The sequence below is a fragment of the Alteromonas sp. a30 genome, assembly GCF_026788005.1.
Taxonomy (GTDB): domain Bacteria; phylum Pseudomonadota; class Gammaproteobacteria; order Enterobacterales; family Alteromonadaceae; genus Paraneptunicella.
In genome coordinates, this window is the sequence record NZ_JABEPE010000001.1 from 354,357 (window position 1) to 368,287 (window position 13,931).

14 protein-coding genes are annotated in these 13,931 nt (G+C 41.4%); 9 read left to right on the top strand and 5 right to left on the bottom strand.

Annotated features, from left to right (window positions below):
* The first annotated feature begins 200 nt into the window (after positions 1 to 200).
* The 5 genes from ubiG (at position 201) to yfaE (ending at position 5,769) form a co-directional block, all read left to right on the top strand.
* Positions 201 to 899: a bifunctional 2-polyprenyl-6-hydroxyphenol methylase/3-demethylubiquinol 3-O-methyltransferase UbiG gene (ubiG, locus tag HJG39_RS01480; protein WP_268405962.1), complete on the top strand. Its 699-nt coding sequence runs from the start codon at positions 201 to 203 to the stop codon at positions 897 to 899.
* Between the two features lie 15 nt (positions 900 to 914).
* Positions 915 to 1,586: an HAD family hydrolase gene (locus HJG39_RS01485; protein ID WP_268405966.1), complete on the top strand. Its 672-nt coding sequence runs from the start codon at positions 915 to 917 to the stop codon at positions 1,584 to 1,586.
* A gap of 388 nt (positions 1,587 to 1,974) precedes the next feature.
* Entirely contained in the window at positions 1,975 to 4,296 is a 2,322-nt protein-coding gene (gene nrdA, locus HJG39_RS01490; protein ID WP_268405968.1) for a class 1a ribonucleoside-diphosphate reductase subunit alpha, read from the top strand.
* 60 nt (positions 4,297 to 4,356) lie between these two features.
* A complete protein-coding gene (gene nrdB / locus HJG39_RS01495; protein WP_268405970.1) occupies positions 4,357 to 5,487 on the top strand; it encodes a class Ia ribonucleoside-diphosphate reductase subunit beta in 1,131 nt (376 codons plus the stop codon).
* A 9-nt stretch (positions 5,488 to 5,496) separates the two neighbouring features.
* On the top strand, positions 5,497 to 5,769 hold the full coding sequence (gene yfaE / locus HJG39_RS01500; protein WP_268405971.1) for a class I ribonucleotide reductase maintenance protein YfaE: 273 nt from the start codon (positions 5,497 to 5,499) through the stop codon (positions 5,767 to 5,769).
* Positions 5,770 to 5,922: 153 nt separating this feature from the next.
* Here the strand turns inward: yfaE and purC are convergent, their stop codons facing one another.
* The 3 genes from purC to dapA all read right to left on the bottom strand — a co-directional run bounded on the left by purC (position 5,923) and on the right by dapA (position 8,754).
* Positions 5,923 to 6,633, bottom strand: coding sequence for a phosphoribosylaminoimidazolesuccinocarboxamide synthase (purC, locus tag HJG39_RS01505; protein WP_268405973.1), 711 nt, complete (start codon positions 6,631 to 6,633; stop codon positions 5,923 to 5,925).
* 128 nt (positions 6,634 to 6,761) lie between these two features.
* Positions 6,762 to 7,862 carry an outer membrane protein assembly factor BamC gene (gene bamC / locus HJG39_RS01510; protein WP_268405976.1) on the bottom strand — a complete coding sequence of 367 codons (1,101 nt, stop codon included), beginning with the start codon at positions 7,860 to 7,862 and terminating at the stop codon, positions 6,762 to 6,764.
* A gap of 10 nt (positions 7,863 to 7,872) precedes the next feature.
* Positions 7,873 to 8,754, bottom strand: a complete 882-nt coding sequence (dapA, locus tag HJG39_RS01515) for a 4-hydroxy-tetrahydrodipicolinate synthase (protein ID WP_268405977.1) — start codon at positions 8,752 to 8,754, stop codon at positions 7,873 to 7,875.
* Between the two features lie 128 nt (positions 8,755 to 8,882).
* Here dapA and HJG39_RS01520 point away from each other — a divergent pair, with 128 nt between their 5' ends.
* Complete coding sequence (locus HJG39_RS01520; protein ID WP_268405979.1) at positions 8,883 to 9,404, top strand: glycine cleavage system protein R; 522 nt, start codon at positions 8,883 to 8,885, stop codon at positions 9,402 to 9,404.
* A 20-nt stretch (positions 9,405 to 9,424) separates the two neighbouring features.
* Positions 9,425 to 9,886: a thioredoxin-dependent thiol peroxidase gene (bcp, locus tag HJG39_RS01525; RefSeq protein WP_268405981.1), complete on the top strand. Its 462-nt coding sequence runs from the start codon at positions 9,425 to 9,427 to the stop codon at positions 9,884 to 9,886.
* 77 nt (positions 9,887 to 9,963) lie between these two features.
* Here bcp and HJG39_RS01530 read toward each other — a convergent pair whose 3' ends face one another.
* A complete protein-coding gene (locus HJG39_RS01530; protein ID WP_268405983.1) occupies positions 9,964 to 11,037 on the bottom strand; it encodes an AI-2E family transporter in 1,074 nt (357 codons plus the stop codon).
* Between the two features lie 173 nt (positions 11,038 to 11,210).
* Between HJG39_RS01530 and HJG39_RS01535 the strand changes: the two genes are divergently transcribed.
* Positions 11,211 to 11,816, top strand: coding sequence for a hypothetical protein (locus HJG39_RS01535; RefSeq protein WP_268405986.1), 606 nt, complete (start codon positions 11,211 to 11,213; stop codon positions 11,814 to 11,816).
* A gap of 126 nt (positions 11,817 to 11,942) precedes the next feature.
* Positions 11,943 to 13,394: a beta-barrel assembly-enhancing protease gene (locus tag HJG39_RS01540; RefSeq protein WP_268406268.1), complete on the top strand. Its 1,452-nt coding sequence runs from the start codon at positions 11,943 to 11,945 to the stop codon at positions 13,392 to 13,394.
* Here the strand turns inward: HJG39_RS01540 and HJG39_RS01545 are convergent.
* On the bottom strand, positions 13,389 to 13,868 hold the full coding sequence (locus HJG39_RS01545) for a TlpA family protein disulfide reductase (RefSeq protein ID WP_268405989.1): 480 nt from the start codon (positions 13,866 to 13,868) through the stop codon (positions 13,389 to 13,391). The two genes, HJG39_RS01540 and HJG39_RS01545, sit on opposite strands and share 6 nt — an antisense overlap.
* Positions 13,869 to 13,931 lie beyond the last annotated feature (63 nt).

The window sequence follows — 13,931 nt, forward strand, 5'->3', positions numbered from 1 at the left end:
AAGTAATTTGTGAAAATGTACTTTTATATTTGCGGGGGTTTTTGGGTTGTCCGATTCTATCACTGAGGCTTATTAAATACCATTACCTACTTTCCTTCCTTTTCATACTTAAGTACCAGAGGTTAAAACTAGGCATAGACTACTAATTCATCCAGTTTTATTTATAATGCCCAACAAAAATTAACAAGCCTCAAGTAAAAATGAATGTCGATCATCACGAGATAGAAAAGTTTGAGCAGCTCGCTTCCCGTTGGTGGGATTTAGAAGGTGAGTTTAAGCCTTTACATGCGATCAATCCTCTGCGTTTGGACTTTATTGCGACCCACTCAAATGGCTTATTTGACAAACATATTGTTGATGTCGGTTGCGGTGGAGGAATACTCGCAGAAAGCATGGCGCAATCAGGTGCAAAAGTCACAGGAATCGATATGGGGGAAGCGCCGCTCCAAGTCGCTCGGCTTCACGGGTTAGAAAGTGGCGTTGAAGTTAATTACCAACAAACTACCGCTGAAGATTTTGCCCTCGCGAATCCAGAATATGCAGATATTGTGACTTGCATGGAAATGCTTGAGCATGTGCCATCGCCAGAATCTGTGGTGCAAGCCTGTGCAGCCATGTGTAAGCCTGGAGGCAAAGTGTTTTTCTCTACTCTCAATCGCAATTTAAAATCTTACCTAATGGCTATTGTTGGTGCAGAGAAGCTCCTACGTTTAGTGCCACAAGGTACACATGACCATAGCAAGTTTATTAAACCTTCGGAGCTATTGCGTTTTGCAGACAACACTGGATTAAAAGCTCGGGTAATAACTGGGCTACATATGAACCCTATTAGTCAAGAGTTTTACTTGTCAGACAGCAATGTAGATGTGAACTACCTCGTATATTGCGAGAAGATTTAAATAGGAATTTTTTCCATGAGTATTCATGCTGTTTTGTTTGATTTAGACGGAACCTTGCTAGACACTGCTGATGATCTTGGCCGCGCATTGAACTTTGTACTTCAAGAAAAGTCGATGCCTACTTGCCATCCTGAGCATTATCGAACAAGTGCCTCACATGGGTCCAAAGCAATGCTCAACCTTGGATTTGGTGAGCATATTGAGCGCCATGATTTCGAAGAATTGAAATCGCTATTTCTGGACTTTTACCTCAATAATATTTGTCATCACACTTGTTTTTTCCCCGGTGTAGAAGAATTACTATACACTCTCACTGAAAACGACATTCCATGGGGAGTTGTCACCAATAAACCAGCTTATTTAACTGAGAAACTGCTACCTCACTTTGATTTATTCAAACACTCTAAAGTTAATATTTCTGGCGATACTCTAACGAAAGCTAAACCGCATCCTGAACCATTACTTTTTGCTTTGAAGCATATTAAAGTGGCCCCTGAAAACACATTGTATGTGGGCGATGCGGAGCGGGATATAAAAGCCGCAAAAGCGGCCAACATGCCATCGGTTTTGGCGGCCTATGGGTATATATCAGAGCAAGACGATACCGAAAGTTGGCAAGCTGATTTTATTATCGACAACGCCTTGGATGTTTTGTCGACAATCAAACACAAAACCACAACATCTTGAGATTAAATAATCAACATGTACTACATATGGTGGTTAGCAAATCTACAGTCACACAATTTTTTTTGTGATGATATTTATTGAAACATTAGCTTGATTTCAAAACTTGATGCATGGATTTTGAAGTTTTAAGTTAGCCTCTACTAACAGAGAAAAAACATGTATGTGAGGTTATACCTATACCCCTATATCTTGGGTTGAATTTATCGTAAAACCTCACTATCTTGTGTTTCAAAACGACGAGCGGAAATTTCTAGTTCGTCTTCTCAGAATGGCTACCAAATAACAATACACTCAAGCTATTCGCGTATGCTTCCGCATGTCGACTAACTACGCGATGCTGTTTCGACGTGCTCGTAAATTACATAAAAACTAAAAATGGCTGATCAGTATGAATAATGACCTCTTCGTCGCCAAGCGTAATGGCGAAAGGGAACCTCTCGACTTAGACAAAATTCATAAAGTAATCACTTGGGCCGCAGAAGGCTTAGAAAATGTCTCTGTATCACAAGTCGAAATCAAAGCTCACATTCAATTTTTTGATGGAATCAAAACCGAAGAGATTCACGAAACACTCATCAAATCGGCGGCCGTTTTAATCTCTAAAGAAGCCCCCGATTATCAATACTTAGCGGCCCGACTGGCTATATTCCACTTGCGTAAGAAAGCCTACGGCCAATTTGAGCCCCCTCCGCTGGTTGATCATGTTCGTAAGATGATTGAAATGGGCAAATACGATGAACATATTCTAAACGACTATTCAGAAGCAGAATTGCAAGAGCTTGATGAATACATCGACCATTGGCGTGACATGAACTTCAGCTATGCAGCGGTGAAACAGCTTGAAGGTAAGTACCTCGTACAGAACCGTGTGACAGGCGAGATCTACGAAAGCGCTCAATTTTTGTACATTTTAGTGGCAGCATGCTTATTCTCGAAATATCCCAAAGAAACTAGGCTCGATTACGTAAAACGTTTTTATGATGCCACATCACAGTTTAAGATTTCATTGCCAACGCCAATTATGTCAGGCGTACGCACACCAACAAGGCAATTCAGCTCTTGCGTATTAATTGAAACAGGCGATAGCTTAGACTCAATTAATGCGACCGCCAGCGCTATTGTTAAGTACGTAAGCCAACGCGCCGGTATTGGTGTTAACGCAGGTCGAATCAGAGCATTGGGCAGTTCAATTCGTGGTGGAGAAGCATTCCATACCGGGTGCATTCCATTTTACAAATATTTCCAAACGGCGGTTAAAAGCTGTTCACAAGGCGGTGTCCGTGGTGGCGCAGCCACCCTCTTCTACCCGCTTTGGCATTTAGAAGTAGAATCGCTACTGGTACTAAAAAACAACCGTGGTGTAGAAGAAAACCGCGTTCGTCATTTAGATTACGGCGTGCAATTCAATAAGACCATGTATCAGCGCCTTATTAAGGATGATTACATCACGCTATTTAGCCCTTCCGATGTACCGGGGCTTTACGATGCATTCTTCGCAGATCAAGATAAATTTGAAGCCTTGTATACACAATACGAAGCTGACGATAGCATTCGCAAGAAGCGCATAAAAGCCATTGAATTGTTTAGTTTATTTATGCAAGAACGCGCTAGCACAGGTCGTATTTACTTGCAAAACGTGGATCACTGTAACACTCACAGTCCATTCGACCCAACGGTCGCCCCTGTTCGTCAAAGCAACTTATGTTTAGAAATTGCTTTGCCAACTAAGCCACTAAAACATGTTTACGATGAGGAAGGCGAAATTGCGCTATGTACGCTTTCAGCCTTTAACTTAGGTTCGATTGAATCACTTGATGATATTGAAGAGTGGGCAGAGCTTGCCGTTCGCGCTCTAGACAACCTTCTTGATTACCAAGATTACCCTGTCCCTGCGGCCTATAACGCAACGATGGGACGTAGAACCTTGGGTATTGGCGTTATCAATTTCGCTTATTATTTGGCGAAAAATGGTGTCAAATACTCAGATGGCAGCGCCAATGCCTTAGTACATAGAACCTTCGAAGCCATTCAGTATTATTTACTCAAAGCGTCAATGAATTTGGCGAAAGAACAAGGCGCGTGTCCTAAGTTTAACGAGACGACCTACTCACAGGGTATTCTGCCAATCGATACATACAAAAAAGATTTGGACGCTGTGTGCAGCGAGCCACTCCATCTTGATTGGGAAGGTCTTCGTAAAGACATCGTTAAATATGGATTGAGAAATTCAACATTGTCGGCCTTAATGCCGTCAGAAACGTCGTCACAAATTTCTAATGCAACCAATGGTATTGAGCCACCTAGAGGCCATATCAGCGTTAAGGCAAGTAAGGACGGTACGCTAAGACAAGTTGTACCTGAATACAGAAAGCTAAAAGACAATTATGAGCTTCTATGGGATATTCCTTCAAACGATGGTTATATCCAACTTGTCGGTATTATGCAGAAATTTATCGACCAAACGATTTCTGCCAATACCAATTATGATCCAAACCTGTTCGAAGGGGGTAAAGTTCCCATGAAGCTGCTGTTAAAAGATTTATTAACAGCATACAAACTTGGGGTGAAAACGTTCTACTATCACAACACGCGTGATGGTGCTTCGGATTCATCAGGTTCAGATACTAAAGATCAAAAACCCCAGGAAAATCAAGAAGAAGTTGTCATTCCTGAAGATGACGACTGCGCTGGTGGCGCTTGTAAGATTTAAGAGGAGCCTTTGTTACTCTTGGCGTTATTTGGATTTGGATTGGACAGCAGAAAGTAGAAAATGAGATATACAACCTTTAATCAGTACACTACTAACCCGCTAACGGAGCCGATGTTTTTCGGAAATCCTGTTAATGTTGCGCGTTATGATCAGCAAAAGCATAGTATTTTCGAGAAATTAGTCGAAAAGCAAATCTCGTTTTTTTGGCGTCCAGAAGAGGTGGATGTAAGCAAGGACCGAATCGATTTTCAGAAGCTCAGTGAGCCTGAAAAGCATATTTTTATTTCAAATTTAAAGTACCAAACGTTGCTAGACTCCGTTCAAGGACGCAGTCCAAACATCGCCTTTCTACCTATTGTATCTCTTCCTGAGTTAGAAACGTGGATTGAAACATGGTCGTTTTATGAAACCATTCATTCACGCTCCTACACCCATATTCTGCGTAATCTATTCAGTGATCCGGGTGAGATTTTTGAAGATATTGTCGTAAATGAAGAAATTAAGCGCAGAGCTACCGATATTTCTAAGTACTACGATGACCTTATTTTCTTCACTCAGCTTTGGCAGACACAAGGAGAAGGTGTGCATTCTTTGGACGGCAACCACTATACGGTGACCAAAAAAGAACTAAAGAAAAAGCTCTATTTGTGCATGAATTCAGTGAATGCGTTAGAAGCTATTCGTTTCTATGTGTCTTTCGCTTGTACCTTCGCTTTTGCCGAAAGAGAGTTAATGGAAGGTAACTCAAAAATTATCCGGCTTATTGCGCGGGATGAACATCTACACCTGACTTCTACTCAGCATATCTTAAACCTTTGGGCAAAAAGCAAAGACGACCCCGAAATGGCCGACATTGCTGAGGAATGCAAAGAAGAAGCGAAACATATCTTCTTAACCGCTGTTGAGCAAGAAAAGCAATGGGCTAAGTACCTATTCAAGAATGGTTCAATGATTGGTTTGAACGAAGATATTTTATGTCAGTATGTTGAGTTCATTGCTAATGAACGTATGAACGCAATAGGTTTTGGAAAGCCGTTTGAAATAAAAAACAATCCACTACCTTGGATGAACAATTATCTCAACTCAGATAATGTTCAAGTAGCACCTCAAGAAGCTGAAATTAGCTCCTACCTTGTAGGGCAAATTGATAGCGAAGTTAGTGCCAATGAATTTGATGACTTCGACCTTTAGTTTAGGTCGATGTCTGATCATTCAAACTCTCGCTCTGTAAAGGTTATTTCTCACCAGCTAGAGGTTCAACACCAAGCTGGTGAGCCCCTTCTTTTGTCCTTAGAAAACGCACAAATTAACATTCAATATCACTGTCGTGAAGGTTATTGTGGCGCCTGTAGAACACGTTTAATCAAGGGTAACGTAGAATACACCACTGCCCCCCTCGCCTTCATTGATGATGATGAAATACTTCCTTGCTGTTGTGAGCCTGCAACGGATATTGAAATCAGTATTGAATAATTTACAGAGCAACATATCACTCAACGATGGATATACTTCGTGGTATGTCTATTAGAAATACGAGATATGGTTGAATTAAAGATGTGCGTAAAATAAAAAGCCACAGCAATAAGCTATGGCTTTTTAAAATATTTGAATCGTTCGGCTTTAGGACTAAAGCATTAACCCTAAACGACCTGCCACCTCTTCATAAGCTTCAACCACACCACCCAAACCTTGGCGGAAACGGTCTTTATCCATTTTTTCATTGGTTTCTTTATCCCATAAACGGCAACCGTCTGGAGTGAACTCATCACCCAATACCAGTTCGCCTTTAAATAAACCAAACTCCAATTTGAAATCAACAAGGGTCATGCCACCATCAGCAAATAGCTTAGAAAGCACTTCATTTACTTTGAAAGTAAGCTCTTTCATTTTGGCGATTTGTGCTTCCGTTGCCCAACCGAAAGAAACAATGTGATAGTCATTCACCATAGGGTCGTGCAACTCATCATTTTTCAAAAAGAATTCGAACGTAGGCGGTGTTAAGGGAATACCTTCTTCAACACCCAAGCGACGACACATTGAACCCGCAGCGTAATTTCTGACAACACATTCAACGGGAATCATATCCAGCTTTTTCACTAATGCTTCATCGTCGGAAAGCAGCTCTTCAACCTGTGTGGCAACTCCGGCCTCTTCTAACTTATTCATAATGAAAAAGTTGAATTTGTTATTCACCATACCTTTGCGTTGAAGCTGCTCTACTTTTTGTCCATCAAAAGCAGAGGTATCATTACGAAAGTGCAAAACCAAATAATCTTCATTATCGGTGAGGTAAACAGTTTTAGCTTTACCTCGGTATAGCTCTTCACGTTTCTGCATGTTCTTTTACTGCCCTAAAGTGCGTGTCTTACAAATGGGGTAGATAACATCTACCCATAACGGAAAGAGCACGTTTCCGTGCTCTTAAAAACTATAGTGAAAGTGTTTGTGTTTAACACTCTCTCCCATTAAATATCCAAATTATCTGTTGCCATAACCTCAGACATTGGCTGGAAAATCTCGGTAAGGGTTTTAGAAGGAAGTGTCTCCCCTTCATTATTTTGGAGAGTAATACTTGTTTTTTGCCCCTGCTCTTTGAGAATAAAACGATAGTCTGTTTTTTCTAAAGTCAGTTCCTCTGTACCGCCCCAAAGATCACTCCACCAACTTGAATCCACGCCAGAATAGCTAACGAAGAGTAATCCGTTTGATTGGTCTAAATCTTTAACATTGAAACCGAGTTTACGAAGCACCAGCAAAATACGAGGCCAAGTGATGTCGTAGCTCGCATCAACCACGAAGGCAGGTTCTCCACCAGCATTAAAGCCCAGTTCCATGGAAAGACCTTGCTGAATCTGGCGTAAACGACGTGCATCGGCAATACGAATCTGTTTGGCATAATGACTAATGACTTTATTGAGCACCTCAACTTCATTTCGGCGACGCTCACTGTGATCAATTTCACCCACCACTTCATCATTTATTGTTTCAAGGTAATCTTTTAAACGCACTTTTAACGCAGCGGTTCTACCATGTGGTTTCACTTCTAAATTAAACTCAAAGCGTTGACCCACACTACGTTCGGTTTTCGTCCAGCTATACCAAGACGAATCACCATTATCTTCAATAATCATCCAATCAGATAGCAGCAGTTGTTTGTCTTTATCAAATTCAACAACACCAATTCCCTGCTCTTCAAGAAAGCTCAAGAGGGAATTCCAGATAGTCGTGTCTAACGCTTGACTATCATCAATTTGATCAAACCAAATAACCGCCTCTTGCGAACCTTCAGTAATATGAGAACCCGACACTAACGGCAAAACGAGCTGTGGAGAAACCACGGTTAATTTCGGTCCGACTAAGGATGTTGGTGCTCTTTCGCCCAGTTTAGGTAGTTCATAATCTCGTGAAAATTTAGGGGTTTCTTTGCCCTCGGGCACCTTCAACGAAATGGTTTTGGCTTCCTGTAGGTACTCAAACTCGCCACTTGCTATTTGGCGCTCATGACTTGAACTACAAGCTGTAAGAGCGAATACGGCTCCCAAACAAGATAAAACGTGCTTTTGCAATGTCAGTCCTCTATGCAAGAATTCCCATAGCCTGAAGCAACTTCTCTATTGTTGCTTGGCTTGTGGATTCTGGTTCAACCATTGGTAATCTTAGTGTTGGATATTGTGCCAGTCCCATTTTATATAGGGCCCATTTCGGGATGACTGGATTAGGTTCGATAAATAAAGTGGTGTGAAGTTCCACTAATTTTTCATTTATTTCTCTTGCTGTTGCAAAATCCCCTGATGCAGCCGCTTTACACATTTGACTCATTAACGCGGGAGCTATGTTAGATGTGACAGAGATAACACCATGTCCACCGTTACACAAAAACTCGCAACCACTAAGGTCATCACCGCTAAACAATAAAAAATCATCAGCGACTTTGGTTTTTAAATCTGCCAAGCGTGATAAGTCACCTGTTGCGTCTTTAATACCAATAATTTGCTTATGGTGACTTAATTCAGCTACAGCATCATTGTCTATATCGGCCACAGTTCGGGAGGGAACATTATACAGGATAACGGGAACAGAGGTAGCGTCAGCAATAGCATTGAAGTGCGCTATCATGCCTCGTTGTTGAGGTTTGTTGTAATAAGGAACCACGCTCAATAACCCTGAAACACCTAAATCTTGCATTTCGTTGCCAAGATCAATCGCTTCTTGGGTTGAATTCGCGCCAGTACCCGCTATAACAGGAATAGCGCCATCGGTGAATTGAACGGTTTTCTTAACAACCTCTACATGCTCTGTCACTGGTAATGTGGCCGATTCGCCAGTAGTTCCAACGGAAACAATTGCATCAGTTCCGTTTTCTACATGGAATTGCACTAGCCTCTGCAATGAAGCATAATCGACCTCGCCTGACGGCTGCATCGGAGTGATAAGAGCGACAATACTGCCTTTGAACATAATAACTCCCGAGAAAATGAGCGCCTAATGGTAATGACCTAGGTCTGTAAAAACAAGTCACCAAGCGGTATTAATCTAAGCTTTATGACAAAAAGATTGTCAGCTAAGCCACACGAAATTTAGTATTTATGAAGCATCAATTAATTGTGACCTTTTTAGGTGCCAATAGAACTGGCATTTTGAGTCAAATCGCTAATTTAGCGAATGAACATAAATGTAATATTCTGGATAGCCGACAAGTTATCTACGGCGAAGATTTATCGCTCACAATGATTTTGGAAGGCACCATAGGGTGTATTACCAAAATGGAATGTGAGCTACCAAACCTATGCCTGAGCTTGGACTTGCTATCCATGATGAAAAGAACGAAGCATCACAGTAAGCAGCACCTCGAACGTTTAGCCGATATGAACTTTTTCGGCAGCGGTGCCGTAAACCGCATCGCAGACATTCTCGCATTTTGTGCTTCGAAAGGTATTCGAATTACCGCGTTTAGGCAAACCAATCACGATACAGAAAACGTCAAATGTAAAATGATTGCCAGCTTGCCTCAAGACATTTCATTTGAAGCACTTCGAACCGATTATTTTGCGCTTCTTAATTCATTTGAACTGGAAGGCCAGTTCGACGAAAAATCTCATCAACAATAGAAAAGAACAGGATACGATTTATGCCTCCACTACAAGCCGGAACCCCCGCACCTGCATTTTCTTTGCTGAACCAAAATGGCGAAACCGTTTCGTTATCAGATTTCGCAGGAAAGAAAGTCCTCGTTTACTTTTACCCCAAAGCCATGACTCCTGGCTGCACTGTTCAAGCTCAATCCCTACGAGATAGCAAAGCTGAACTTGAAGCGAAAAACTTGGTAGTTTTGGGTTTGAGTCCCGACCCAGTTAAGCGGTTGACCAAGTTCACTGAGCGCGACGAGTTGAACTTCACTTTATTATCAGATGAAGATCACGCTGTCGCTGAAGCTTATGGTGTTTGGGGGCTGAAAAAGTTTATGGGTAAAGAATACGATGGTATTCATCGCATCAGTTTTTTAGTCGACGAAAATGGCGTAATTGAGCATGTTTTCGACAAGTTCAAAACCAAAGATCATCACCAAGTGGTTTTAGATTATTTGAGCTAATTAAACATTTATCTTGATAAATCCTCAACCCTGCTTACTCATGAGGTTGAGGATTTTTTAAATATCAATGCTAAGCATTAATTCTCAATGCTATGAACAAAGTCTTCAGGAGAGGACCACGCATTAAACAAGGCTCGAACTAAACTCGCTAAAGGAATAGCAAAAAATACCCCCCAGAACCCCCAAAGGCCGCCAAAAACTAAAACCGCAACGATGATATAAACAGGATGTAAGCTAACCGCTTCGGAAAACAATATTGGCACCAAGGCATTACCATCAAGCGCTTGAATCACACCGTACACAATCATAACGGTCCAAAAATCAGGTGTTACTCCCCACTGGAACAACGCAACAATTGCAATAGGAATAGTAACAACAGCCGCACCGATATACGGAATCAACACAGAGAAGCCAACTAGAACTCCGAGCAACAAGGCATAACGTAAATCCATTAAAGCAAATGCAATTGCTGAAACGGTGCCAACAATAATTATTTCAATCACCTTGCCACGAATATAGTTGAGGATTTGAATATTCATTTCTTGCCCAACTTGTTTTATTAGGCGTCTTTCTTTTGGTAACAGTTTGGCAAAATTACTGAGTAATAGATTTTTATCTTTCAGCATAAACAACAACATAATGGGCACTAGAATCAGATAAATAAGCAAAGCCGCCGCACCAAATAATGAACTGAAAGACGCAGAAAGAACTTGTTGTCCTATATCAATCACTCGTTGTTCAAATCCCTGAAGCAAGTTTGCGATTTGGCCACTTCTAAAAAATTGTGGGTAGTCATTCGGTAACGCCAATAAAACTGATTGTAACTGCTGCCAAATTTGAGGAATTTCGTTTAAAAAATTGAGCCCTTGCTGCCACACAACAGGCACCAAAGCCACGGCGGCAAAAATGGATAAACCAACAAAAGCAACTAAAACCAATAAACTTGCATACGTTCTGGTTAACCCTATTTTTTCCAAACGATTAACCGGCCAATCCAGTAAATAAGCTAATACAACCGCGACCAAGATAGGGGCCAATAAATCTCCCCAAAAAGTTAAGATTAAGGTGGCAACAACCAGTAGCATCAGTAATACTGCGGAATCAGGATCAGAAAACTTACGTTTATACCAACGACCAAAAACTTCAAACATGTTGTACCTTTAAGGATAGGGCTTGATTGGAAAGCAAACTATTTACGCTGTAAATTAGGGAAGATGCCTTTTGGACGCAAAAACATTCTTGTTTCAACGCCTTATTACTCATCGTCTGTCTTATGCGATATAGTAATTGAAGTTCAGCCATTTTCACAACAATGGAAGACACAATGTTAGATCAACCAACTCTAAAAGAAATCAGCAACCTCAAAAAGAAAATTAATTGGGGAGAACTTCCTCCTTTTTTCCATATGGTTTCAAATTCTCTCGCCGATTTAGAGGGCATACACGCACATGGATTTGATCATGCCTTAAAGCGACTCATAGACCGTAATAACTGGAATCTTGAGCGATTAGAAGGGCACTACAACGAAAGAAGAGAAGTCGTTGTTAAACGCAAACCAGAAGTCATCCTATTCAGTCACTTTAATAAATCAGACTATGAGATTGGGTGCGCTCCAATGAGCCAAGGTGGACCGGTAATGGTATTCACCAAAGGCGACCCATTTATTGATTTCAAAGTGTGGGAGCCAGCAACCATGTCAAGTATTGTTCGCCTACCACGTTTCGCAGAATTTATTGTGTATGCTTATCAAAAGGGGGATGAAGCAGATCGCATGCTTATCAACTTTGCTGCACAAACCATTGATAACCTGCTCAAGATATTGTCCGATGAAGTCAATATTATTGAATTTAAGGGTCAATCGATCTTAGATTTAGTCAAAGATATTGAATCGCAATTTAATGTTAACCACAGGCAAACAACTAAACCTTAGCTGAACAGTCAGGTAAAACGATTCGTTTATCAGGTAAAGAGTGGTAATTTCTTCTTTACTAACGGAACTAAACCTATCGTCTACGTTTCCAAACAACAGTTTAATTGATTGAGCATATTTGAATCCATGAAGAAAACAGGCTTTTTCCTACTCTTTTTTTTCCTCAGTTTTAGCGTGACGGCGCAGTTCTCTAATCAACATAGCCAGAAAAACACCTTGCCGTCTATTGGCGTTGTCGCAGCCAACGCTATTAGCATTGAAAAAGAAATGCAGATTGGCGATGTTTTCATGCGTCAGTTGCGAGCCAGAGCGCCTTTGGCAATGGATCCAGTCTTGGAAGAATACTTAAATGACATAGGCAACCGCTTGGTTGTTCAAGCTAATGATGTGCGCTTCCCATTCTCGTTTTTCTGGGTCAACAGCCCAGAAATCAACGCTTTCGCCTTTTTTGGTGGTCACATTGGCGTGCATACGGGATTAATGCTTAACGCAGACAATGAAAGCGAGCTTGCGTCGGTACTTGCTCACGAAATTAGCCACGTTACTCAACGTCATATTGCCCGCTCCATTGCTGAGCAGCAAAAAAACTCACCACTGCATCTTGCTTCATTACTGGGAGGGCTTCTCCTCGCCGTTGTCAATCCAGAAGCGGGGATTGCAGCTATTTCAGCGGGTAATGCCGCCAATGCCCAACTAGGCATTAATTACACACGCTCCAATGAACAAGAAGCCGATCGCGTGGGTTTTCAAATTTTATCCAAGTCAGGCTTTGATACTGCTGCCGCTTCCAGCTTCTTCGGCAAACTAGCAGCAAAATATCGCTCACGTTCAAAGCCTCCTGCTTTTCTATTAACCCACCCCTTGCCAGAATCTCGTATTGCTGATGCCCGTAACCGTCAACAAGGAGAACCAACAAGTCGGCGTCCACCCAGCTTATCATTTCACTTAGCGAAGGCGCGGGTGATAGCGCGTTACTCCCATGATAGCCGCTACAATGTTGCCTTTTTTAGAAACATGCTCGAAAAAAAATCGTATGTATTTGAACAAGCTGCACTTTATGGTTTAGCCATTTCATTGTTCGATGACGGTCAATTAAAAGCAGCAAAAAATATAATAGAAAAACTGCTCGACACTGCGCCGAATAACCTATTTTACGTTGACGTTGCCACGGATATTGATATTGCTCAACGCAAAACTCTCGACGCGATAGAACGACTAGAAAACGTCGCTCAAATGATGCCCAGAAATCGCGTGATTTCCTTAAACTTGGCAAATGCGTCCATCAAACATGGCAGTTACCAAAAAGCCAACAACATTATTAAAGACTATCTCCTAACTAACCCAGAACACGCGTTGTCATATCAATTGTTGACTGAATCTTACGGGGAAAGTCAGCGTTTCTTGGAAATGCACCAAGCTAAAGCCGAATGGTTTGCCCTACTTGCTGCTTACCCTCAAGCTATCGATGAGCTTCATAACGCTTATAACTATGCAAGAGAAAACAACTTAGAAAAACAACGCATTCGAGCTCGAATAGAGCAGTTAAGAGAAGCACAAGAGCAAATGAAAAAGCTATGATTGTGCTTGTTTAGCGCGCGCAATCGCATTAAACAAGGAGTCTTGTGTTTGTTCACCCAACAATGTTTTTACCACTTTTCCCTCTGGTGAAATTAAAAAAGTTGCCGGTAATTGCTGAGGTTTAGTGACAGGCAGTTTAGGTTCGGGAAAAGATTGGATCAACGCAAAATGCATATCGTATTTACTTTTCAAAGCAGCTAGTTCGGTAGCATTCAAAGCATCGAAGCTTGCCGCAAATAATTGGATATTATGCCCATCAATAGCGTGGCTAAATGCATTAAGTTCAGGTACTTCTTTTAAACACGGTACGCACCACTCAGCAAAATAATTTAAAACGATCCAGTCCCCTTGCAACTCCCGCCATGTTAATTTTTCTCCTTGTAATGTCGAGAAGTCTGCCCGCGAAAATTGGTAGGAAAGTGCCCCTCCCCCAATGGCAATCACTCCCATTATTACTAAAGCTAACTTTTTCAAGATGCCTCCTTGAAACCTATCTCTGTATTTTTACGTATCTAAATTACAGTGTAGAATAGTGCA